Here is a 22,572-nt window from a genome sequence, read left to right on the forward strand (position 1 = left end):
AAGAGCGCTCGCTTGAAGCGAAAAGTTTCAATGAAACCCGCTGCTTGGAACCTGCTCGCCTGCTCTCCGGCCGCCCACGCCCGCCTGCCCGACAGCTGAAAGGGTGCATCCCTAGATTTCGCCCATGGAAAAACGACACCCGAACCATCCCGGGGACATGGGTACGGACGCCGCGCTGGCTGAGCGTGAGCGCGCGCCGGACGAAATCAACGCCCGCGCCAGAGCCGTCGGCCTGCTCCATGAGGCCGGGGTGCCCTTCGTGGTGGGCGGTGCCTATGCCTACGCCACCTATACCGGCATCTACCGCGACACCAAGGACCTGGACCTGTTCCCGCGCAAGGCGGACGCCATCCGCGCGCTGGAGGTCCTGGAGAAGGATGGGTGGCGCACCGAGCACCACGACGAGGTGTGGATCTACAAGGCGTACAAGGGCGACTACTTCGTCGACTTCATCTTCTCCTCCGGCAACGGCGTGGCGACGGTGGACGACGAGTGGTTCACCAACGCCAAGAAGGCCACCATCTTCGGCTACGAGTGCCTCATCGCTCCGGCCGAGGAGATGATCTGGTCCAAGGCCTTCGTCACCGAGCGCGAGCGCTATGACGGCGCGGACATCAACCACCTCATCCTCAAGGCGGGGCGGGAGATGGACTGGGACCGCATCCTCCGGCGCTTTGATCGCTACTGGGAGGTGCTGCTCAGCCACCTGATGATGTTCCGCTTCGCCTATCCCAGCGAGCGCGACATCATCCCCAACTACGTCATGACGGAGCTGATGAGCCGCACGCTCCAGACGGTGCGCGACGGCAGCTGGGACGAGCGCCTGTGCCGCGGCAACCTGGTGTCCAAGGTGAACTACCACGTGGACATCCACCACTGGGGCTTTGGGGACGGCAGGGCGTGGGACGAACAAGAACGACCCGAGGGGGACGTGCGTGGCGCGAGATCCGAGCTCGAAAATACGGCTGGCAGCGGTCGGTGACCTTCACTGTCGGGACGACCAGCACGGCCGCTTCCGTCACCTCGTCAAGCAGGTGAACGCTTCAGCGGACCTGCTGCTGTTGTGCGGGGACCTGACGGATCGGGGCATGCTGGAGGAGGGGAAGGTGCTGGCCGAGGAGCTGTCGGCCCTGCGCGTTCCCTGCGCCGCGGTGCTGGGCAACCACGACTACGAGCACGGGCAGGTGAAGGACATCTGCGCGGAGCTGTCGAAGGTGGGGGTGCACATCCTCGACGGGGACCACTTCATCTTCGAGAAGGTCCTCGGCGTGGCGGGCGTGAAGGGCTTCGGCGGAGGCTTCGGCAACGCGACGTTGCAGGCGTTCGGCGAGGGCCAGACGAAGTCCTTCGTACAGGAGGCCGTCACGGAGTCGCTCAAGCTGGAGGCGGCGCTCAGCCACCTGGACACGGAGAAGAAGGTCGTGATCATGCACTACGCCCCCATCCCGGACACGCTGGAGGGGGAGAACATCGAGATCCGCCCCTTCCTCGGGACGAGCCGCCTGTCGATGCCCATTGACCACTACGGCGCGGCCTACGTCTTCCACGGGCACGCGCACCACGGCGCACGCGAAGGCAAGACCAAGAGCGGCATCCCCGTGTTCAACGTGGCCATGCCGCTGCTCACCAAGTTCACGCCCGAGCAGCGCTTCGCCTTGATGGAGGTGTAGCGCTTCAAGGCGTGGCGGCGCCGCCGTCCGGACCTCCGGGGGGCGCGTCCTTCAGGTCCGCGGCGCTCGTGGGCAGCCCCGCCACGGCGCTCGCGGAGACCTCCAGCAGGTCCGGTCCGGAGCCCCGCGCATAGAGCCGCTCGTCCTGCTCCGGAACGGCATTCCCCAGCCACAGCCGCGCCAGCTCTCGCCCGTCCGCGTCGCGCAGCACCACGCTCCGGGACGCGGCGCCAATGCCGTAGCGCTCCCAGCGCTTCACGTTCGCCTCACCGAACGCGGCGGCCTTCAGCGACTCCAACGACCCCAGCAGCTTCACCACGCGGAAGTGCCGCGCGGGGCCGCCGTCGGGACCCTCGATGCGCCACGCGTCGGAGCCGCCCTCCGGGGACGCGCCGCGCGCCACGACCAGGGGCGCGGCCTTGCCGCCGGGATGGAACTCCAGGCGCCGCACGGCCTCGCGCGGGAAGTTGAGCACGCGCCGGTCCTTCAGCTCCGGTACGCCCACGTCCAGCGTCGTCAGCGCGCGCGCATCCACCTCCGCGAGCGTGGCGCGCCCCCCCTGCTCCCGCAGGGCATGGACCACGGGAGCGCCGTCCCGGGTCACCTGGGCCAGCCGCACCCGGATGGGCTCTCCCGTTGAAGGCACGAAGCGCGCATCCACGGCGGGGGCATCCAGGCCCAGGGCCTTCCGCGCGGCGGGGGTGTCCTCGGGGAAGGACAGGGCCTGCTGCCCGGTGAACGCGGTGAGCAGCTCCGTCACGCGGCTGGCGTTCGCGCGCGTGGGCTCCGGCTTCACCATCCGCCACGTCTTGCCGTCGGGGTCGCGCGTCAGCACGTACGCGTGTTCCTTCGCGGTGACCTCGATGGACTGGAGCGCCGCCGTGTCCAGCGGCCCCAGGAACTCCTTGGCCCGCAGCTCGAAGGGGCCCTTGTCGAGCGACCAGCGCACGACGCCCTCGGCGGCGTAGACGGCCGCGTCGCCGTCGCGGCGCACGTACACGGAGCCGTCGAAGGGGTTCTCGTCTCCACCCGACAGCGTCACGGTGCGCTGGCGCGAAGGGTCCTGCGCGCCGCCGCCATTCACGTCCGGGACATAGGCCCGCGCCGTCACGGTGAAGGAGGGGGAGGTGAGGCCGAACTTCTTCAGCTCCGCGTCCGTTGGCGACGCCGTCACCGTGGCCTTGAACTTCGCGGTGGTGAGCTGCTGCACCATCGCGTCGACAGCATAGGGGTCCGCCTTCGCCTCCACGGGCGAGGTGAGCCGCCACCCCTCGGCGGTCCGCTCCAGCTCCGTGGTGGCGCCCCGGGCCTTCACCGTCAGGTGGGTGAAGACGGGCGCCGCCGGGGCCGGGGCGCCACGCACCGGCTCCGCGGCCTCCGTCGCGAAGAGCCGGGGAGGCGCGGGCGGCTTCTCCGACTCACGCGAACACGCCCACGGCCCCAGCGCCGCGAGCCCGAGCACCACGAACGCCGAAGCCCTCACCGGTTCCTCCGGGACAGCCAGACGGCGAGCCCCACGCCCAGCAGCGACAGCGGGAGCAGGTCGGTGGAGACGAAGCGCAGCGTCCGCATCTGCCCGTCGCTCAACTCCACGGTGGACGTCTCGCGGTCCGGAGGGCGCAGGGTGATCTTCTCCACCTGATGGGACGCCCAGCCCAGGGCGTTCATCGCCAGGTTGCGGTTGGCCTCATGCCCCCAGTTCGGATCCAGCAGCAGCTCCGATTCCCCCAGGACCACCAGCCGTGCCTCGTCGAAGCGTCGGGCCTGCGCGCCGCGCGCGTCCCGCGAAGCGGCGGCCACCAGCGTGAGCTGCCCCATCTTCTCGCCGTCGGACGGGGTGGTGTCCTCCTGGGGCCGGGTCTCCACCCACGCATAGGGGGACGTGAGCAGCACGGGCTCCACCGTGACGCCGGGAAGGAAGCCCTCGCGCAGCAGCGTGAGGCTGCGCGCGGTGGGCAGCTGCACGTTGAACGCGCGCTCCTGCAAGGGGCGGGTGATGACGTGCTTGCCGAAGAAGTTCGACACGAGCACGAACGGGTTGCCCGCGTTGAACTGCGAGTCCGCCGCCACGCCCTCGTCCACCTGCACGCCGTAGTCCGCGAGCAGCAGGCCCAGCCCGTCCGCCGCGCCCACGTCGGTGAAGTACAGCAGGCGCCCGCCCTCGCCCAGGTAGGTGCGCAGGGCCGCCACCTCCGGAGCGGTGTAGTCCTCCTTCGCGCCCGCGATGATCAACAGCCCCGCGTCGCGAGGCACCTCCTGCTTGCCCAGCAGGTTGAGGGGTTCGGGGCGGTAGCCCTCGCGGAGCAGCTGCCGGCGGAACTCCGACAGCCCGTCGCCGGGGCCCTGGGGCCCGTGCGGCGTCTCCAGGGGCCACTCGCCGTGGCCTTCGAGGAAGTACACCCTCTGCGCGCCCGCCGCGCCCAGCTGGAGCAGGGCGTTGGTCAGCTCCTGTTCGGCGGGAACCGGCAGGGTGGTGTGGGGCGCGGACTCGCCCTCCCCACGGGAGACGACCACCAGCGTCTGGCCGTCCTTGAGCTGGTACTTCGCGGCCAGCGCGGGTTCGCGGCGGGGATCCACGAAGGCGGCGTCGAACTTCTGGGGCGCCGCTTCATGGTAGCGCCGGAACAGCTCCTCCAGGTCCCCGTAGGCCGGGTGCGTGGGCGGGATGAGCGCCAGGACGTGCACCTGCTCCTTCAGGCCCGCGAGCGTCTCCAGCGTCTGCGGCGCGAGCGAGAAGATGCGCGCCCGTGTCAGGTCCCAGCGCTGGTTCTTCCGGAACGCGAGCACGTTGAGCGCCACGAGCACGCCCAGCACGGCCAGCGTGGTGAGCACGGTGGACGCGAGGAAGCGCCCCGTGCGGCGTGAACCCGCGCGGCCCAGCTCCCGGTGGTGCGCGGCCACGTAGGCCGCGAGCATCGCCGCGCCGAGTACCGCCTTGCCCACGGCGAGCCCCACGCTGCCGGAGGTGAGGAACAGGGTGAAGGGACTGGACAGCAGGAGCAGCAGGCCGAAGGGCCCCAGCACCCGGGTGGCGTGGGTCGCTCTCATGGTCACGCGTAACGCTGCGCTTCCACCGCGCGGTGGGTGAGCAGGAGGGAGAACAGGATGACGGACGCGAAGAACACCAGGGCCTGCACTTCCAGGACGCCCTGGATCATCCCGTGCAACTGGGTGTCGAAGGACAGGTAGTTCAGGAAGGAGCGCGCGGGCTCCGCCGTGGACTGCGCCACGCCGCGCAGCAACATCCAGGGCAGGAGCACGGTGAAGGTGAGGAAGGCGGCCAGCATCTGGCTCTCCGTCAGCGCGGAGATGAACAGGCCCACCGCCATGCAGGTCGCGCCCCAGAGGAGCACCGCCCCGTACCCCAGCAGTACCGTGGGCCACTCCAGCGCGGGCCCGGACGCGCCCGAGCCCACCACCGACAGCAGCACCGGGAACACCAGCGTCAGCCCCAGCGTGACGAAGATGAGGCCCAGGCCGCCCAGGTACTTGCCCAGCACGATGTCCACCGGGCGCACCGGCGTCGTCAGCAGCAGCGCGAACGTCTTCTGGCGCTTCTCCTCCGCGAACAGCCGCATGGACAGGAAGGGCGCGACGAAGAGCGTGATGATGAGCACCACGCCCCACAGCTGCACCACCACGCCGTCCGTGAGGTTGCGGTAGACGACCGAGTCCGGGGGCAGCCGGCTCCAGCCGTGCTCACGCGCCAGCGACTGCACCTGCTGGAACTGCTCCAGCAGGCTGACGAAGAAGAACGACGAGAGCGCCGCCATCGCGGTGAACACGGCGTAGGCCCAGGGGGTGGTGAAGGCGACGGCCAGCTCCTTGCGGGCGATGGCCAGGGCGGTGCGCATGCGCGGTGAGTCCTCGAAGGGGGAAGGGGAGTGGCGCGCTTCAGGCGGCGGTCAGCTTGATGAAGACTTCTTCCAGCGAGGCGTGCTCCGCCTGGCCGTGGGACTTCGCGAGCGCGTCGATGGCGTCGTGGGCCACCACGCGGCCCTGGTGGAGGATGAGCACCGTCTGGCACGTCACGGTGACCTCCGGGAGGATGTGCGTGGACAGGAGCACCGTGTGCCTGCCCGCGAGGCCGCGGATCAACGCGCGCAGCTCCGCGCGCTGGGCCGGGTCCAGGCCCTCCGTGGGCTCGTCCAGGATGAGCACCGGCGGCGAGCCGAGCAGCGCCTGCGCGATGCCCACGCGCTGCTGGAAGCCCTTGGACAGGTTCTGGAGCACGCGGCCCAGCACGTCGCTCACGCCGGTGAGGCCCGCCACGCGCTCCACCTCCGCACGCACGGCGCGGCCGGGCAACTGCTTGAGCGCCGCGACGAACGTCAGGTAGCCGTGCACCGTCAGCTCCGGGTACAGCGGCGGCGTCTCCGGCAGGTACCCGATGCGCCGTTTGACCTCCATCGGGTGGGTGGACACGTCGAAGCCGGCCACCTTCGCGCTGCCCTCGGAAGGGGGCAGGAAGCCGGTGAGGATCTTCATCGTGGTGGACTTGCCCGCGCCGTTGGGCCCGAGGAAGCCGAGGATCTCCCCCTCACCCACGGTGAAGGACAGGTCCTGGACGGCCACGCGATCGCGGTAGCGCCGGGTGAGGTTGCGCACCTCGATGATGGGGTTCTCGGTGATTGGCATGCGCGGGGGCGGACTTTACACTGCCCGGGAAGCGAGGCGTGGATGCCAATCGTGGTTCAGAAGTACGGCGGCTCATCGGTCGCCGACGCGGAGAAGCTCGGCAAGGTCGCCCGTCGCGTGAAGGAGAAGCGGGACGCGGGGTATCAGGTGGTCGTGGTGGTCAGCGCCATGGGCGACACCACGGACGACCTGCTGGCGCTCGCCAAGGGCGTGTCGGCGGACCCGCCCCGGCGTGAGCTGGACATGCTCCTCACCTGTGGCGAGCGCATCTCCATGGCGCTCCTGTCCATGGCGCTCCAGGAGCACGGCGTGCCGGCCATCAGCTTCACCGGCAGCCAGAGCGGCATCATCACCAACGACGCGCACGCGCAGGCGCGCATCGTGGAGGTGCGCCCCTACCGCATCCAGGACGAGCTGGCGAACGGCAAGGTCGTCATCGTCGCGGGCTACCAGGGGGTGTCCTACAAGAAGGAGGTCACCACGCTGGGGCGCGGCGGCTCGGACACCACCGCGGTCGCGCTGGCGGCGGCGCTGGAGGCGGAGGCGTGTGAAATCTATTCGGACGTGGATGGCGTCTTCAGCGCGGATCCCCGCGTGGTGCCGGACGCCCGCAAGCTGGAGTCCCTGAGCTACGACGAGATGCAGGAGCTGGCGAGCGCTGGCGCCAAGGTGCTCAACGCCCAGGCGGTGGAGTGGGCCAAGGCGCGCGGCATCACCATCCTCGCGCGCACCGCCCACGGCCAGGGCACCGGCACCGCCGTGCAGGAGCTGGCCGTACCCACCGACAGCCGCATCAAGGGCGTGACGGCCGACGCGGAGATGGCGGTGCTCGTCGCCACCTCCAGCGTGTCCCTTCAGGAGCTGCTGGAGTTCCTGGACGCGCGCGCCGTGAGGGGCCGCACGCTCGCGCACGACGGGCTGCCGGGCGCCCCGGGGCGCACGTTCCTGGCGGTCCCGCTCGCGGACGTGCATGGCCCGGAGGCCCTCCAGCGCGAGCTGACCACGCGCTTTGGCGCGGAGGTGTCCTGGCAGGACGGGTGGGGCACCGTCACCTGCGTCGGCGTGGGCCTCAACGCGGACTGGGTGCCGCTGCGAAAGGCCCTGGCGGCAGCCGAGGCCTTGTCTGCCCGGGTGCATGCCGTGAGCACCTCGCCGCTGCAGGTGACGCTGTGGGTGGACAAGGCCCACCTCAAGCCGCTGACGGCGCGCCTGCACCGGGAACTGCTGGGTGGCTGACAGACGGCTGACGCGGTGATCCTCTGTTGATCCGGTGGCTTGCCCGACCCGAGGGGTATCGGAGGGGAAGAACTGTCGAACTTCCGTACCCATGAAGGGAAGGGCGCTTCCCTCCCCGAAGTCGATGCCTACCCTCCGCTCCTGAACACCCGGGTGGGAGGGTAGGGAATGCGACAAGGTCGTCGGTGGATGGGCCTGGGGGTGGTGTTGGCGCTCCTGGTGACGGGAGGCATGGGGTGCAAGGACTCAGGTCCTGCTCCGGGCACGCCGCCTCCCGGCGACCGCCACGACGAGCCGCCCCTCAACACCGATGACGGTGGCGTGACGACCGGGCCGGACGGTGGCGTCGTCGTGCCCGAATACGACGCGGGCACCCCGGACGCCGAACCGGACGCGGGCACGCTGCCCGACGGCGGCTCCTCGCTGCCCGCGCGAGACGCGGACGCGGTGCGCAAGGAGAACCAGAAGAAGGGCACCGCCAACTGGCGCATCACCAAGAACGCCAACCAGCGCGAAATCGAGGGCTACCCCCTCCAGGCCACCCTCACCCACGGCGAGTCGCTGCGCGTGGCGGTGTCCCTGTCGGAGGCGAAGAGCTTCACGTGGTTCATCTACCGCCTGGGCTACTACGGCGGCGTGGGGGCCAGGGAGGTCGCGCGGGGCGGCCCGGTGAAGGGCACGCGTCAGGCGGACTGCCCGGCGGATCCAACGACGGGCGTCATCGCCTGCGGCTGGTCGCCCACGCTGGACATCCCCGTGCAGAAGGACTGGGTGCGCGGGGTGTACGTGGTGAAGCTGGTGCGCGAGGACCAGCCCTCGCGCTACGTGCCCTTCTTCGTGCGCGACGCCAACCCCCGCTCCGAGGTGGCGGTGCTCATCCCGACGTCGAACTGGGCGGCCTACAACACCTGGGGCGGCACCAGCCTGTACGACGACCAGAAGGGCGTGATGAAGGCGCACGGCGTGGCGCGCGCCTTCAAGTCCTCGTACGACCGGCCCTACTACCGGGGGCAGGGCTCCGGGCACCTGATGCTGGACGACCTGAGCCTCGTGATGTGGCTGGAGGCGCAGGACCTGGACGTGGGCTACTTCACCGACGAGGACATGGACGCAAGCTACGACTTCCTGCGTGGTGCGAAGGCGTTGGTGCTCTCCGGCCATGACGAGTACTGGTCCTCCAAGCAGCGGGACCACGCGGACCGCGCGCTGTCGGAGGGGCGGTCGCTGCTGAACCTGGGCGCGAACAACGCCTACTGGCAGGTGCGCTACGAGCCGGCCGCGGACGGCCGCGAGCGCCGCGTCGTCACCTGCTACAAGGGCCACGCGGCGGATCCGTACAAGGATCAGCGCAGGACGGTGAAGTTCCGCGACCTGCCCGCGCCCCGGCCGGAGAACGCGCTCCTGGGCGTGCAGTTCGCGGCGCGCTGGCACCAGTGGCCCTTCCCGATGGTCATCACCGCGCCGGACCACTGGGCCTTCGCGGGCACGGGGCTCAAGGCGGGCGACACGCTGTGGATGGCCAACGGCTACGAAGTGGATCAGCTGGTGAACAACGGTCGCCAGCCCGCTGGCGTGGAGGTGCTCGCCGAGTCCCCCACGCTGTCGCTCCAGGGCGGCTTCGGCTTCGGGCACATGGTGGTGCGCAAGCAGGGCGACGCGTACGTGTTCTCCTCCGGCGGCATCGACTTCGTGCACAAGCTGGCCGGGGTGGCGGACCGCGTGCCGGATCCCCGCGCGGCCCGCATCGTGGCCAACGTGCTCTACAAGGCGCTGGGCCGGAAGGTGCCGGACGACCTGGTGAAGTTCCAGCCTCCGGCGATGCCGCAGGCACAGGGTCCCTTCGCGCAGGCCGTACACACGGTGGCGGGGGAGCCCGGCAAGCGCTGCCGCGCGGGCGGCAAGGTGGCGTCGGATGAGCTGGGCGCGCCGCTCGCGGTCGCGGTGCTGCCGGACGGTGGCTGGGCGGTGGCGGACTCGCTGGGCAACACCGTCAAGCGCGTGTCGGCGGACGGGAAGATCCGCACGGTGCTCACCGGCCTCATCGGCCCCATGGGCATCGCCGCGGACGCGCAGGGGAACATCTACGTGGCGGACACGGAGAACGCGCTCATCCGCCGCATCCCCGTGGAGGGCAAGGCGGAGGTGTTCGCGGGCACCGGGCCCGGCTACCAGGACGGCCTGGCCCTGGCGTCGGCCTTCAACCAGCCGGCGGGCCTGTCCTTCACGCCGGACGGCACGGGGCTGCTCGTCGCGGACCTGAACAACGGCGTCATCCGCCGCATCGACATGGTGCTGCCGGGCAACCCGGTGACGACGCTGCAGGGGGATTGGCTCTACCGCCCGTCCGCGGCGGTGCAGACGGCGGACGGCACCCTGTACGTGGTGGAGAGCGGCATGGCGCGGGTGCTTCGCGTGCGCAACGGGGTCACCTCCGTGGTGGCCGGCTCGACGCCCGGCTTCCGCGACGGTGCCCCGTCGGGCGCGCAGCTCCTGCCGTACCTGGGCCTGGCGCTGCTGCCGGACGGTTCGCTCGCCATCTCCGACCCTGGCAACTACCGCGTGCGCCGCCTGCTGTTCAACGCGGCCGGGGAGCCGGAGAAGCTGACCACGCTCGCGGGCAGCGGCCGCTACGGCCATGCGGACGGCACGGGCCGGGAGGCGCAGCTGGTGCTGCCGGCGGGGCTCGCGGTGGGCCCGGACGGGACGCTGTACGTGGCGGATGCCGGCAACTCGCTGTTGCGCGCCATCACGCCTTGAGGGGCTGAGCCACGCGGGCGGGCTCCGGTCCGCCCGGCCATGGGGCAGGGCGCGGGCCTGGAGCGCCGCTGGAGCCGGGCGCGGCGCCGCTCAGCGCCCGGTGTTGCGCATCCCGCCCAGGGGCGGAGGCGCGTCCATCTCCTGCCGCGTGCGGCGCCGGTCCGGCGTGTCGCGCGGCAGCTCCACGAAGCTGCACATCTCGCACAGCCGGCTGTAGATGCGCTCACCCACGCGCTCGCGCAGCAGCTCCGCGTCCTTCATGGCCGTGCGCGCGTCGTCGGTGGCGCGGTAGCCCGTCGGCGCGGTGCTGCGCGCGCCCTTGCGCTCCGGCTCCAGCGAGTAGTTCGTCGCGAACAGCGTGGTGCGCCCCGCGTTGTAGCGCCGGGCGATGAGCTCATCGAGCGTCTCCATCTCGAAGGGACTGCCACGCCCCTTGCCCAGCTCGTCGATGGCCAGCACCTCGACCTCCGACAGCGGCCCGATGATCTCCCCGCCGCTCTTGCCGTCCTGGAACCCTCGCCGGATGGTCGCGTAGAGGAGGGAGATCTCCACGTACCGGGCCCGCACGCCCATCTCCAGCACCAGGTGCCCGAGCGTCGCCGCCAGCAGGTGCGTCTTGCCGGTGCCCACCGGGCCGCTCAGCACGTAGCCCTTGTTGGTGGCGCCCTTCACGTACTGGTGGGCGAAGTGCATCGCCACGCCTCGGCCCCGGTCCTGCGCTTCGTTGAAGGGGCGGTAGTTGTCGAACGACGCGTGCGCCATGACGCCCGGCATCTGCACGTCGTTGTAGAGCGCCACCCGCTTGCGTCGCAGCGTGCACATGCACGGCTGCAGCACTTCGTAGGTCCGCGCGCCCACCTTCTTGCTGAAGGTGCCTTCCTTCTCCACCAGGATGTGCCCGCGCCCGCCACACACCGGGCACTCCTCCGAGCACGTACACACCCGGGCCGACGCGAGCTCCCCGCGCCGCTCGATGAGGTACGTCCGCCCACCGCACACCCCGCACGCCTCGCCGTTCGCCTTGGGAGCCATCTGGGGACCAGCCATACCACCGCCCTCCCTGCCCGTCAGCCCGCTGGACTTCCGTTCAGGCGCGCGAAAGGGACCCAACCCCTCAGGTCTCCTTCATGTCCAGCCGCCGGCGCACCGCCGCCTGGAGCCGGAAGCGCCGCGACACCCGCCGCGCCCGCGCCGTCATGAGCTGCTGCTCGCCCGTCCGGGCGTCGCGCCACACCGTGCGGCGCTCCGGGAAGGGCAGGGCGCGCAGGAGCACCAGCAGCGCCCACGCCTCCTGCTGATCCATGGCCGCGGGCTCCCGGGGCACGCACGCGAGCACCGTGTCGAGCAGCCGGTGCACTCTCGGCGCCAGGGCGGCCTCACGCTCCGTGAGGGCCCGGAGCGCCGCGCACAGCCGGGCGTGGCGCACCTCCTCCCAGGAGCGGGCCGCCTTCTTCTTCACCGTCGGGGCGGCCTCCTCGCCCTGGCCCGCGGACAGGTCCCGGTACTTGCGGATCTCCGTCTCCACCTGGCGCCGGCACGCGCGGAGTGATCGCAGCACCGGCTCCCCGGGGCGCGCGTCCCACAGCGCCTTCTCCGCGGAACGGGAGATGCCGCGCGCCACCACCTCGAAGGGAACCCCCTCCTGCGCCCACGCCGTGACGAGTTGGGTATCCAACGCGGACAACATCAGCCCCGCGCCACGCACCGCGAGGTAGTAGTCCTGCACCAGCTCTTCAAAGCTGGCGCTCTCCGGCAGAAGGCTCATGATCCGCGAACGGCTCCAGGCAGGGCGGCCAGTCTTCCGACCGCCCGCTTCTGATACTCCCTGGATCCCTCATCGCAACCTTCCGGCCACTGTTCAACCCCCGGCTGGCCGCCTCCCGAGCACAGCGAAATTGAAGTTTTCCCGCCTGCTATCCAACGGACCAGACGTCCGTCCGTCCAAGTTGACCCGCCTTGCGGAAACCGCGCATAGTACGGGTCCCCTCATGGAAATTCCCGAAGATTCCCGGACACTTGCCAAGCAGGCAGGCCATCGGGAACGCCGGTCCCTCGCTCCTAGGAAGACCATGCGCCGCTCGTTACTCGTTTGCCTCGTTCTCCTGACTTCCATGGCTTCGGCCCAGGAGAAGAAAGCACTGCGCGACGCTGACCTGGGCAAGAAGTCCACGACCACCGTGGACAAGTCCCTCGCCGGCGACATCACGCGCCCGAAGGAAGCCCAGCAGGCCGCTCCCACGCTGCAATATGATCAGTTCCGCCTGGGCGTGGAGGTGCAGGTCGCCTCCAAGCGCCGCGAACAGATCGAATCGCTGCGGAAGATCATCTCCCTGTCTCCTGATCAGAAGGAGGCCCCCAGCCTGTTGTTCCGCCTGGGCGAGCTCTACTGGGAGGAGTCGAAGTTCTTCTTCTTCGAAGCCAACCGGAAGGACGACGAGCTCATCGTCGCCATGAACCGCAACGACGCCGCGGCCCAGCAGAAGGCCAAGGCGGAGAAGGCGGAGTTGATGGCGAAGGTGAAGGAGAACGGCAAGTACGCCGTCGAGCAGTACACGAAGATCGTCCAGGAGTACCCGAAGTTCGAGCGCACGGACGAAGTGCTCTTCTTCCTCGGCCAGTACCTGATGGAGGACGGCCAGGACAAGAAGGCGCTCGTCGCGTTCAAGCGCCTCATCGAGAAGCACCCCACGTCCAAGTACATCCCGGACGCGTACTTCGCCTTCGGCGAGTACTACTTCAACAACTCCAAGGGCAAGCGCCCGGAGCTGGAGAAGGCGCTCGCGGCCTACAAGAAGGCCGCCGAGTTCCCGGAGAACCAGGTCTACGCCTTCGCCCTCTACAAGCAGGGCTGGTGCTACTTCAACATGGGCGAGTACGAGTCCGCGAAGGACAAGTACAAGACCGTGGTCCTCTACGGCGAGCTGGCGGGTGCCGCCGCGGTGGAGAAGGACGGCAAGAGCAAGGCGAAGGGTTCGCTCGTGCGTGAGGCGCGCGCCGACTACGTGCGCTCCTTCGCCCGCGAGGGTGACGTCACGCAGGCCCGCGCGGACTTCGGCAAGGTCGCCACCAATCCGGAGGACCGCTTCGCGATGATGAAGCAGCTCGCGAACCTGTACTACGGCGACGGCAAGGACCGCGAAGCGGCCATCACGTACAACGCGCTGATCAAGGAGAAGCCGCTGTCGCCGGAGTCCCCCGGCTTCCAGGGCAAGATCGTCGACTGCATCCTTCGCATGGGCAACAAGGAGCGCACCGTGGCCCAGGTGCGCCGGCTCGTGAAGATCATGAAGGACGTGGAGTCCTCCGGCGTCATCAAGGACGACAAGGACAAGAAGGCGCTCGCGGAGGCGAAGGAGCTGTCCGAGCGCACGCTCTCCAACCTCGCCGTCACCTGGCACAACGAGGGCAAGAAGACGCGCAACGAGGAGACCTTCAAGTACGCGGACGCCGTGTACAGCGACTACCTCACGCTCTTCCCGGAGAACCCCAAGGCGTACGACCTGCGCTTCTTCTGGGCGGAGCTCCTCAACGACAACCTGCAGAACTTCGACAAGGCCGCCGCCAACTACACCCTCGTCGTCCTCCAGGACGCCAAGGTGCTGGAGGCCAAGGACGACAAGGGCAAGCCCAAGCCGGGCAAGCCGGGCAAGTGGCTGAGCAACGCCTCCTACAACGCGGTGCTCGCCTACGACGAGGTCGTCAAGTCGGCCGAGGCCCGCGGCGAGGCGAAGAGCGAGTCGGCCGGCACCGACATCACCAAGAAGATCACCATCCCCACGCTGAAGAAGTCGCTGCTGGACGCGTGCGAGCGCTACCTCAAGTACGTCCCCAAGGGCGACAAGCGCGTGGAGATCGCCTTCAAGGCGGCGAACATCTACTACCGCCACAACCACTTCGACGAAGCCGTGCTGCGCTTCAGTGAGATCGCGCTCGGCCACCCGGAGTACAAGTTCGAGGACGGCCAGCGCGCGGGTGAGATCGCCGCGAACCTCATCCTCGACTCGTACAACCTGCTGCAGGACTTCGCGAAGGTGAACGAGTGGGCGCGCCGCTTCTACGCGAACGACAAGCTCGCGGTCGGCAAGTTCCGCGACGACCTGGCGAAGCTGATTGAACAGTCGTCGTTCAAGCTGGTCAGCCAACTGGAGGAGAAGAAGGAGTTCTCCAAGGCGGCCGAGGCGTACCTGAACTTCGTCCACGACTTCCCGCAGACGGAGATCGCGGACCTGGCGCTCTACAACGCGTCCGTCGACTATTACAAGGCGAAGAGCCTGGACAAGGCCATCGAGGTCCGCAAGCGCCTGTTCGCGGAGTACCCCCGGTCCAAGTACGTGCCGGACTCCATCTACGCGAACGCGGAGGCGCTGGAGGCCATCGGTGACTTCGAAGAGGCGGCCTCCACCTACGAGCTCTACGTGCGCGGCTATGAGCGCAGCCTGAGCGAGAAGGGCGGGGCCCCCGCCGCCAAGGCGAAGGCCAGGGCGAAGGCCAAGGCGAAGGCGAAGCAGGCCGCCAACGACTCCCCCGCGAAGCCCGCGGTGGTGCAGAAGTGGGACGAGTCCAAGGCGCAGATCGCCCTGTTCAACGCGTCCACCTACCGCGAGGGCCTGGGCCAGCTGAAGCAGGCGCTGAAGAACCGCGAGTACTACCTGGAGCTGTGGCCCAAGTCGAAGGACGCCGAAGGGGTGTTCCTCTCCATCGTGGACCTGCACGTGAAGCAGGGCGCGTACATGAAGGCCATCAAGCTGCTGGAGGAGTACGAGCGCGACAACATGCGCTCGTCCAGCAAGTTCCTCAACGCGGAAGGCCGCATCGTCGCCATCTACGAGAAGATGAAGAAGCCGCGCGACGTGTCGCGCATGAACAAGCGCATCTTCGAGTACTTCGACCAGCTGGGCCGCAACCAGAAGGCCTCGCTGGAGAAGCCCGCCCTGGCCGCCGCCGCGCAGGCGAACCTGCTCGCCATCGAGCCGGACTGGGTGGAGTACCGGCGCCTGAAGCTGTACTGGGGCGTGCCGCCGTCGCCGGAGCGCTTCAAGGGCTCGCTGGCCGACAAGGGCCGCGCGCTGGAGGTCGTCCAGAAGAAGTACGTGCAGACGGTGGCCCTGGGCGCCCCGGAGCCGGCCATCTGCGCGCTGCAGCGCATTGGCCTGGCGTACGACCACATGGCGGAGATCGTGGTGAACGCGCCCATGCCGCGCGGCCTGGACGAGGAGTCGCAGCAGGCCCTGCGCGACGAGTTCGCCAACCAGGCGCAGCCGCTCAAGGACAAGGCCACCGAGGCCTTCTCCAGCGCGGTCGCCAAGAGCCGCGAGCTGGGCGTGTTCAACGACTGCGCCGCGGCGAGCCTCAAGATCCTCCGCACCACGTACGCGCCGGACAAGTACCCGGAGGTCCTGGAGGAGAAGCTGGCGCTCAAGCACAAGGAGTTCGTGCTCGCGGGCGACATGCTCGCGGCCGTGCAGGACATCCCGCCCCCCACGGCGAAGCCCGAGCCGGAGAAGCTGGCCAAGAGCGAGGCGCTCAACGAGGACCTGTCGACGCTCACCAACCAGCTGCGTCAGCAGACCGAGTCCGAAATCGCCAAGCCCGCCGCGTCCAAGGACGGCAGCGCGCCCAAGAAGACCGTTGATGATCAGGAGCCGGAGGACTTCCTCTAATGAATCGCACGCACCCGTTCCGCCCCGCCCTCCTGCTGGCCTCGCTGGCCCTCACCGCCGTCGGTTGCTCCTCCACCCAGTCGGCCGTGAAGCCGGCGGTGGAGAAGCCCTCCGCCGCGCCCACCGGGCCGGTGTCCATCTCCAACCGCGCCATGCTGCTGTTCGATGACGCGGTGAAGTCCTTCGACGCGCAGAAGAAGGCCAAGGCGTTCGACTACCCGTCGCTGGAGCGCAAGTTCAGGGCCGCGGTGGAGGCGGACCAGAACCTGGCGGAGGCCGAGTACAACCTGGGCGTCATCGCCGAGCGCATGGGCAAGCCGGAGGAGGCGAAGGCCCGCTACCAGGCGGCGCTCACCAAGAAGCCGTCCCTGCGGCAGGCGTCGGACAACCTGGCCATCATGCGCCAGAACTCCGGCGACGTGGCCGGCGCGGTGGCGCTCTACCAGGACGTGCTCACGCGCTACCCGGACGACGCCGGCTCGCGCGCCCGTCTGGCGGAGATCTACCGGCAGAACAACGACCACGACAAGGCGATGGAGCTGTCGCGCGCCGCGCTCATGCGCGACCCGCAGAACACCAACGCCCTGAAGGTGATGATCCGCAGCTACCTGGAGCGCAAGCAGCTGGCCATGGCGAAGCTCGTCGCGCTGCGCGCGGTGAAGCTGGACGCCACGGATCCGGAGCTGCACCACGCCGTGGGCCTCATCCTCCAGCGGGAAGGGGACAACGCGGGCGCGCGCGTGCAGTTCAAGAGCGCGCTCGAGGCGAAGGCGGACTACGTGCCGTCGCACGTGGCGCTGGCGCAGCTGGCGCTGGACGCGGAGGACTTCCCCGGCGCGGAGGAGCACCTGCGCCGCATCCTGCAGTCGGATGGCAAGAACGCCGCCGCGCACGTGGACCTGGGCATCGCGCTCAAGGGCCAGGGCCAGTACGACAAGGCCATGCAGGAGTACGACGAGGCGGAGAAGCTCAACCCGGACCTGGGCGCCACGTACCTCAACCGCGGCATCATCCTGCACAAGGTGAAGGACGCCCCGGAGCGCGCGGTGGAGCTGTACCGCAAGTACGTCGCCCTGGCGGGCGGCGAGGTCGCGCTCAACGCCGAAGCCCCCGTCTTCGGCCTGCTGCGCGAAGCGGAGAGCATCGTGCAGGCCAAGCGCGAGGCGAAGGCCGCCGAGGAGCAGGCCAAGCAGATGGAGGCGCTCCAGGCCCAGCAGCAGGCCGCGATGAAGGCGGAGGAGGCCAGACAGAAGGGCCAGCCCGCGCCCAACGCCGCGACGCCCGTGTCCGGTGACGGCACCGCGCCCAAGGCCACCCCGGCCGCCGCCACCGGCAACCAGCCGGCCGCGGCCACCCCGGCGGGAGGCACGCCAGCCGCGCCTGCCCAGAAGAATGCAGCCCCGGTGGACGCGGACGAGCCCACCGACGACCTGCTGTGATGTGGGAGAAGCCCGCCAGTGGCTTCACGCTGGCGGTGCGGCTCGGGATGATGCGAACCTTGTGAGCCCCCGGCGTTTCGCGGGGGTTGCCGTGCGGAACAAGTGGGCCCGGGAAGGGGCTCCTCGTGGAGGCAGGATGCGGAAGTGGCTGATGCTGTGCGTGACGCTGTCGGTGGCTCCGGCCTTCGCCCAGGATGAGGGCGGGGACAAGGCGGGCGGTGGTGGCGCCAAGATGCAGAAGACGTCCACGGTCGACTTCGAGGACGACACCATCGAAGGCGACCTCACGAAGCCGGATGGTGAGTACGTCGAGGCTCGCAAGTCCGTGAAGCACTCGAACCTCATCCGCATCCGCGAGGACTTCGAGGACAAGGTCATGCAGTCCGTGGGTGAGCTGTAATTCCTCACGAATTGCCGGCGGGAACCTTCCGCCAGAGCCGTTGTCCAACGAGCGCGTAAGCGAACCGGGAGCCCCCTTCATGGCCGTACCCCTGACACTCAAGGTCTTCAAGGGCGACACGCTGGTCGCCACCAAGGACTACGAGCGCGACATCATCAAGATTGGTCGTCTCTCCTCCGCGCACCTGTGCCTGGAGGACGACAAGGTCAGCCGCATCCACTCCGTCATCGAAGTGGCCGGCGACGGCTCCATGTCCATCATCGACATGGGCAGCGTCGAAGGCACCTACGTCAACGGCAAGCGCGTCAACAAGGGGCAGGTCTCCTTCGGTGACGAGGTCCGCGTGGGTGGCACCACCATCCGCCTGGAGAACCCGGCCGCCGTCGCCGCGGTGAACCTGGCCGCCGCCGTCGCCCAGGCGGACGCGCCCACCGACAAGAACGCCACCGTGGCCCCCGTGGCTCCCGCCGCCGCCATCGCGCAGGCCGTGGCCGCGCCGGTTGCGGCGCCCGTCGCCGCGCCGCCGGCGCCCGCCGCCGCGATGGATGCGTCGGTCGCGCCCACGCAGAAGAACAAGGTCGTGGCGCCCGCCGCCCCCGCGCGGGAAGAGTCCGCGGCGGAGGAAGAAGAAGAGGCGCCGCGCGTGCGCACCGTGCGCCGCACCAAGTCCAACGGCCCGCAGGGCGTGTCGCTGCGCCTGCTCTGGGGCGACCAGCGCGTGGGCGAGTTCTTCGTGCCTCCGGGCAAGAAGAAGGGCTTCACGGTGGGCAGCGCCAAGGACGTGGACTTCGTGATGGGCGACGCCAAGCTGGGCGGCCCGTCCTTCGAGGTGCTGCGCACCGACGGCCAGTCCTTCACCGTGCGCTTCGCGCGCAAGATGAAGGGCGAGCTGACCCGCAAGGGCGAGACGCTCGACCTGGAAGCGGTGATGGAGTCCGGCAAGGCCAGCAGCGACGGCGACGCCTACGCGCTGACGCTGGAGGCGGACGACTTCTTCTGGGTGGACCTGGGCGGCGTCACCCTGGAGGCGCAGTTCCAGGCGGTGCCCAAGCGCGTGGTCGTGCCGCTGGGCGAGAACCTGGACTACACGGCGCTCAACATCTTCCTGGTGATGTTCTTCATCGCCACCGCGTTCGTCATCCACTCGATGAACAGCAGCGGGGAAGGGGATGAGTACGCGGACGAGCTCGCGGGGAACGACGCGCGCATCGCGAAGCTCATCATCAAGGCGCCCGAGACCCAGAAGAACAAGTTCCTGGAGAAGCTGAACCAGCAGAAGGAGAAGAAGTCGGGCGAGATGGCCCAGAAGTCCCGCGGCGACGAAGGCCAGATGGGCAAGAAGGACGCGCCCAAGGCCAACAACCGCACCGCGCCCAAGGGCGACCCGAACAAGAAGGACGAGGCGCGCGCCCTCACCGCGAAGATCTTCGGCGGCGGCAAGGGCGGCATCTCCACCATCTTCGGCAAGGCGGGCCTGGGCGGCGAGCTCAAGAGCGCCATGGGCAACATGTTCGGCGCGAAGGCGGGCGACGCGGGCGGCTTCGGCGGCCTGGGGCTGCGCGGCAGCGGCGGTGGTGGCGGCGGCACCGGTGACAGCATCGGCATCGGCGGCATCGGCACCAAGGGCCGTGGCGGCGGCAGCGGCAGCTACGGCACCGGCGTGGGCACGCTCGGCGGCAAGCAGAGCGTGGACGTGGGCATCACGTCCTCGGACCCGGAGGTCATGGGCTCGCTGGACAAGGAGCTCATCCGCCAGGTCATCCAGCGCAACCGCGGGCAGATCCGCTACTGCTACGAGAGCCTGCTCAACCGCTTCCCGAAGCTGGGCGGCAAGGTCTCCGTGAAGTTCATCATCAGCGCCACGGGCTCGGTGGCCACGTCCAACGTCGCGCAGTCCACGGCGGGCAACTCGGACCTGGAGACCTGCGTGGCGGGCCGCGTGCGCACCTGGAAGTTCCCGGAGCCCAAGGGTGGCGGCTCCGTGATCGTGACGTACCCGTTCATCTTCAAGCAGGCCGGCGACTAGCCTAGACTCCACTTCAACCGTGTCCCACGCGGGCGGCCCTGGCGACAGGGCTGCCCGCTTCTTCACTTCCTGCTCCCGTCCCCGCGGGAGTCCTGCCCCCCCAGGCTGCCTTCCATGCAGAAAGTCCTTGCTCCTCTCGCCTTGTGCGCCGCCTTCCTCGTCCCCGGTGTGGCGGCCGCCCAGGAGACCCCCAGCGCCGGTTCCGCCGCGGGGGATCGGCCCGCGGTGACCTTCGACGAGGTCGAGCGCGGTGTGTACTTCGCGGTGTACGGCGGCCCGTCGTGGATCGCCAACCCCCCCGCGTCGCAGGGGCCCCGGCCCTTCTCGTCCGGGCAGATGGCCCAGGTGGAGTTGGGCGTCGACCTGGGGGAGCGCCTGTCCCTGGGCGTCTTCTTCATGGGCTCCGCGAACACGGCGGGGGCCGAGTACATCGGCTACTCGCAGGGCGCGGCCTCCGGTGACTTCACCATGCTGGTGCCGGGCGCCGTCCTGCGCGCCCGCCTGGTGGGCTTCGCCGACAGCCAGGAGGTCAAGCGCACCTGGATCTACGCCCGCGCCGGCGCGGGGTACGCGATGTTCTCCCCCAAGAAGCTCCTCCCGGATTCCGACATTCTTGTGTTTGCCGGGCCCGGAGTGGAGTACTACACGCGGCTGCGCCACTTCTCGGTGGGGCTGGAGGTCACGGGGAACTACCTCGCCTCCAAGGGCGCCTTCGGGTTCGCGATCGCGCCCAACATTCGCTACGCGTTCTAGCGGGAGATTCACGTGGCTCAGGAGAATGGAAGCGGTGGATCGCGTCCGGGTGGACGTGGTCCGAACGGGGGCGCGCCGGGTCAGGGGCCTCGCCGTGACGGGCCGGGTGGTTTCGGCGGTCGTGGTGGCGGTCCTGGCGGCGGTGGCCGTGGTGAAGGGCGCGGGCGGGGCGAAGGCCGAGGCCGCGACCGTGATGCGGGTCCGGTAGGTCCGGGCCAGCGCGTCATCGCCGAGCTGAGCGTGCTGGAGAAGGCGCTCTCCAAGAATGATTTCGCCGCGGAGAAGGGTCCGCTGGAGGCCATCGTCCGCTCGCTGCGGCCCATGAACCTCAAGTCGCTGGACGACCTGGACCTCAACACGCGCGGTCGTCTCATCACCACGCTCCTGCGCGTGCAGCGTCAGCCCAAGCCGGCCCTGCCGGAAGAGGGCGCCGCGGCTCCGGAAGCGGCGGCGACGACGGAAGGCACCGAGTCCGCGGCTCCGGCGGAGGCCTCCGCGGAGGCTCCTGCCGCCGAAGGCGCTGGCGAGGGTGCCGCGCCGGCGGAAGGCGCCGCGCCGGCCGAAGCGGCTCCGGCGGCACCGGTTGTGGACCCCGCGAAGGAGAAGCACGGGGCCTGGCTGGACGTGATGACGCTGGTGGGACGCGTCTGGCGCGCCGCGGGTGACCGCGAGCGTTCGCAGGCGGCCTTCACCCTGAGCGGCCGCGAGCCGACGCCGGAGCCCGAGGCGCCTGCCCGGAGCGAGGCGCCGCGCGAGCGTTCCGAGCGTCCGGAGCGGGGCGGCCCTGGCGAGCGCCGGGAGCGTTCTGACCGTCCTCCGCGCGGCGACCGCCCGGAGCGTGGCGCCGCCGGTGCCGGCGAGCGTCGTGAGCGTCCGCCCCGGGCCGAGCGTCCGGAGCGTGGCGAGCGTCCGGCCCGCGGTGAGCGCCCCGAGCGCGCGCCGATGCCGGAGCTGACGGGCGACTGGAAGGAGCAGGCGACCCAGCTGGAAGGCATGGGCCGCACGCGTGACGCCGCGCGCCTGTACGAGCGCAACAACGGCTTCGCGGACGCCACCCGGCTGTTCGAGGCGGGCGGGGACCTGAAGAGCGCGCTGCGCACGGCGCTGGCCGGACAGGACAACGACGCGGCCCGCCGCCTCGTCGGCACGCTGCCTCCGGATCAGATTGGCCCCACGCTGGAGAAGGCGGGCGCGTACGAGCTCCTCATGGAGCACTACGTCGCCAAGGCCGACTTCGAGAACGTCGCCCGCCTGTACGAGCGCGCGCGCCAGTTCGACCAGGCGGCGCTCGCGTACGAGCGCGCCAACAAGCTGACCCTGGCGCGCAAGGCGTACGAGCGCGCGCGGGATCTGCCGAGCGCCAACCGCATCCGGGGCCTGGAGGTGAAGGCCCTGGTGGAGCGTGGTGACCGGCTGGGCGCGGCGACCCTGCTGGTGGCCGTGGGCCAGCGGCGCGAGGCGGTGGAGGTGCTGAGCCCCCTGCCTCCGCCCAAGGCGTTCCATTTCATGCAGCGGCTCACCCTCGAGGACGAGGCCAAGGAGCTGGCGCAGCGTGAGCTGGCGCGCGCCGAACAGGAGCAGAAGCCCGCCGGCCGTGCCCGGTGGCTGGAGCTGCTGGGCGACACGGCCGCCGCCGCGGAGACGTGGACGCAGGCGGGCCGCAAGGACAAGGCGCTGCCCCTGTACGAGAAGCTGGGCGACCTGCCCCGCGCCGCGCAGATCGCGGAGGAGCTGCAGCAGCGGGACAAGGCTGTCGCCCTGTACACGCAGCTCAACGACAGCGCGGGCCTGGAGCGGGCGAAGGCCCTGCCCGACGCCCCGGCGACGCCCCCCGCGGCGGACAAGTCGGAAGCCGGTGACGACGCGGATGGCGTGGCGGCGTCGACGGAAAATGCTTCCTCGGCTGGCGAGCAAGAAAGCCAATAAATCCCATCGGTTGACGGGTTTTGCGCGATTGCCCGGGGGCGCCCGCGGCCGGTACACTCCGGCCGCT

The 22,572-nt window shown here is 69.9% G+C and carries 17 protein-coding genes; 11 read left to right on the forward strand and 6 right to left on the reverse strand.

Annotated elements, in window-relative coordinates; genetic code table 11:
• Positions 1 to 124: 124 nt before the first annotated feature.
• Positions 125 to 982, forward strand: a complete 858-nt coding sequence (locus tag OV207_RS08145; protein WP_415835057.1) for a nucleotidyltransferase — start codon at positions 125 to 127, stop codon at positions 980 to 982.
• Positions 966 to 1,670 (forward strand): metallophosphoesterase family protein, encoded by a 705-nt coding sequence (locus tag OV207_RS08150; RefSeq protein ID WP_193348245.1) that lies wholly within the window; start codon positions 966 to 968, stop codon positions 1,668 to 1,670. The genes OV207_RS08145 and OV207_RS08150 overlap by 17 nt, the downstream gene beginning before the upstream one ends.
• A gap of 4 nt (positions 1,671 to 1,674) precedes the next feature.
• Here OV207_RS08150 and OV207_RS08155 read toward each other — a convergent pair whose 3' ends face one another.
• The 4 genes from OV207_RS08155 to OV207_RS08170 are packed head-to-tail and all read right to left on the reverse strand — an operon-like array spanning position 1,675 to position 6,308.
• Positions 1,675 to 3,153, reverse strand: coding sequence for a DUF4340 domain-containing protein (locus OV207_RS08155; RefSeq protein ID WP_267553969.1), 1,479 nt, complete (start codon positions 3,151 to 3,153; stop codon positions 1,675 to 1,677).
• Positions 3,150 to 4,718, reverse strand: a complete 1,569-nt coding sequence (locus OV207_RS08160; protein ID WP_267553971.1) for a GldG family protein — start codon at positions 4,716 to 4,718, stop codon at positions 3,150 to 3,152. Before OV207_RS08160 ends, OV207_RS08155 begins: the two co-directional genes overlap by 4 nt.
• 2 nt (positions 4,719 to 4,720) lie before the next feature.
• Positions 4,721 to 5,524: an ABC transporter permease gene (locus OV207_RS08165; protein ID WP_267553973.1), complete on the reverse strand. Its 804-nt coding sequence runs from the start codon at positions 5,522 to 5,524 to the stop codon at positions 4,721 to 4,723.
• A gap of 40 nt (positions 5,525 to 5,564) precedes the next feature.
• Complete coding sequence (locus OV207_RS08170) at positions 5,565 to 6,308, reverse strand: ABC transporter ATP-binding protein (RefSeq protein ID WP_267553975.1); 744 nt, start codon at positions 6,306 to 6,308, stop codon at positions 5,565 to 5,567.
• 42 nt (positions 6,309 to 6,350) lie between these two features.
• Between OV207_RS08170 and OV207_RS08175 the strand changes: the two genes are divergently transcribed.
• Together OV207_RS08175 and OV207_RS08180 are read left to right on the forward strand one after the other, a co-directional pair.
• Positions 6,351 to 7,544 carry an aspartate kinase gene (locus tag OV207_RS08175; protein WP_267553976.1) on the forward strand — a complete coding sequence of 398 codons (1,194 nt, stop codon included), beginning with the start codon at positions 6,351 to 6,353 and terminating at the stop codon, positions 7,542 to 7,544.
• Positions 7,545 to 7,712: 168 nt separating this feature from the next.
• On the forward strand, positions 7,713 to 10,301 hold the full coding sequence (locus OV207_RS08180; protein ID WP_267553977.1) for a N,N-dimethylformamidase beta subunit family domain-containing protein: 2,589 nt from the start codon (positions 7,713 to 7,715) through the stop codon (positions 10,299 to 10,301).
• Between the two features lie 90 nt (positions 10,302 to 10,391).
• Here the strand turns inward: OV207_RS08180 and OV207_RS08185 are convergent, their stop codons facing one another.
• On the reverse strand, positions 10,392 to 11,348 hold the full coding sequence (locus OV207_RS08185) for an ATP-binding protein (protein WP_267553978.1): 957 nt from the start codon (positions 11,346 to 11,348) through the stop codon (positions 10,392 to 10,394).
• Between the two features lie 67 nt (positions 11,349 to 11,415).
• Positions 11,416 to 12,066, reverse strand: a complete 651-nt coding sequence (locus OV207_RS08190; RefSeq protein ID WP_193348154.1) for a hypothetical protein — start codon at positions 12,064 to 12,066, stop codon at positions 11,416 to 11,418.
• Between the two features lie 304 nt (positions 12,067 to 12,370).
• Between OV207_RS08190 and OV207_RS08195 the strand changes: the two genes are divergently transcribed.
• The 7 genes from OV207_RS08195 to OV207_RS08225 all read left to right on the forward strand — a co-directional run bounded on the left by OV207_RS08195 (position 12,371) and on the right by OV207_RS08225 (position 22,505).
• Entirely contained in the window at positions 12,371 to 15,961 is a 3,591-nt protein-coding gene (locus OV207_RS08195) for a tetratricopeptide repeat protein (RefSeq protein ID WP_267553979.1), read from the forward strand.
• Positions 15,961 to 17,400 carry an adventurous gliding motility TPR repeat lipoprotein GltE gene (gene gltE, locus OV207_RS08200; protein ID WP_267553981.1) on the forward strand — a complete coding sequence of 480 codons (1,440 nt, stop codon included), beginning with the start codon at positions 15,961 to 15,963 and terminating at the stop codon, positions 17,398 to 17,400. The genes OV207_RS08195 and gltE overlap by 1 nt, the downstream gene beginning before the upstream one ends.
• 136 nt (positions 17,401 to 17,536) lie before the next feature.
• Positions 17,537 to 17,800, forward strand: a complete 264-nt coding sequence (cglF, locus tag OV207_RS08205; RefSeq protein ID WP_120540633.1) for an adventurous gliding motility protein CglF — start codon at positions 17,537 to 17,539, stop codon at positions 17,798 to 17,800.
• Positions 17,801 to 17,879: 79 nt separating this feature from the next.
• Positions 17,880 to 19,826 carry an adventurous gliding motility protein GltG gene (gene gltG, locus OV207_RS08210; protein WP_267553983.1) on the forward strand — a complete coding sequence of 649 codons (1,947 nt, stop codon included), beginning with the start codon at positions 17,880 to 17,882 and terminating at the stop codon, positions 19,824 to 19,826.
• Between the two features lie 114 nt (positions 19,827 to 19,940).
• The gene (gene cglE, locus OV207_RS08215) at positions 19,941 to 20,579 is read left to right on the forward strand and encodes an adventurous gliding motility protein CglE (protein ID WP_267553986.1); all 639 of its coding nucleotides are present in this window, start codon (positions 19,941 to 19,943) and stop codon (positions 20,577 to 20,579) included.
• A 34-nt stretch (positions 20,580 to 20,613) separates the two neighbouring features.
• Positions 20,614 to 20,787: a hypothetical protein gene (locus tag OV207_RS08220; RefSeq protein ID WP_267553988.1), complete on the forward strand. Its 174-nt coding sequence runs from the start codon at positions 20,614 to 20,616 to the stop codon at positions 20,785 to 20,787.
• Positions 20,788 to 20,819: 32 nt separating this feature from the next.
• Entirely contained in the window at positions 20,820 to 22,505 is a 1,686-nt protein-coding gene (locus OV207_RS08225; protein WP_267553990.1) for a tetratricopeptide repeat protein, read from the forward strand.
• Positions 22,506 to 22,572: the final 67 nt, after the last annotated feature.

The organism is Corallococcus sp. BB11-1 (assembly GCF_026626625.1).
GTDB lineage: Bacteria > Myxococcota > Myxococcia > Myxococcales > Myxococcaceae > Corallococcus > Corallococcus soli.

Bases quoted from the DNA above. Each gene is read 5' to 3' on its own strand.
- OV207_RS08145 (WP_415835057.1), top strand. From the start codon at position 125: ATGGAAAAACGACACCCGAACCATCCCGGGGACATGGGTACGGACGCC.
- OV207_RS08160 (WP_267553971.1), bottom strand. From the start codon at position 4,718: ATGAGAGCGACCCACGCCACCCGGGTGCTGGGGCCCTTCGGCCTGCTG.
- OV207_RS08165 (WP_267553973.1), bottom strand. From the start codon at position 5,524: ATGCGCACCGCCCTGGCCATCGCCCGCAAGGAGCTGGCCGTCGCCTTC.
- OV207_RS08170 (WP_267553975.1), bottom strand. From the start codon at position 6,308: ATGCCAATCACCGAGAACCCCATCATCGAGGTGCGCAACCTCACCCGG.
- OV207_RS08175 (WP_267553976.1), top strand. From the start codon at position 6,351: ATGCCAATCGTGGTTCAGAAGTACGGCGGCTCATCGGTCGCCGACGCG.
- OV207_RS08180 (WP_267553977.1), top strand. From the start codon at position 7,713: ATGCGACAAGGTCGTCGGTGGATGGGCCTGGGGGTGGTGTTGGCGCTC.
- OV207_RS08185 (WP_267553978.1), bottom strand. From the start codon at position 11,348: ATGGCTGGTCCCCAGATGGCTCCCAAGGCGAACGGCGAGGCGTGCGGG.
- OV207_RS08190 (WP_193348154.1), bottom strand. From the start codon at position 12,066: ATGAGCCTTCTGCCGGAGAGCGCCAGCTTTGAAGAGCTGGTGCAGGAC.
- OV207_RS08195 (WP_267553979.1), top strand. From the start codon at position 12,371: ATGCGCCGCTCGTTACTCGTTTGCCTCGTTCTCCTGACTTCCATGGCT.
- gltE (WP_267553981.1), top strand. From the start codon at position 15,961: ATGAATCGCACGCACCCGTTCCGCCCCGCCCTCCTGCTGGCCTCGCTG.
- cglF (WP_120540633.1), top strand. From the start codon at position 17,537: ATGCGGAAGTGGCTGATGCTGTGCGTGACGCTGTCGGTGGCTCCGGCC.
- gltG (WP_267553983.1), top strand. From the start codon at position 17,880: ATGGCCGTACCCCTGACACTCAAGGTCTTCAAGGGCGACACGCTGGTC.
- cglE (WP_267553986.1), top strand. From the start codon at position 19,941: ATGCAGAAAGTCCTTGCTCCTCTCGCCTTGTGCGCCGCCTTCCTCGTC.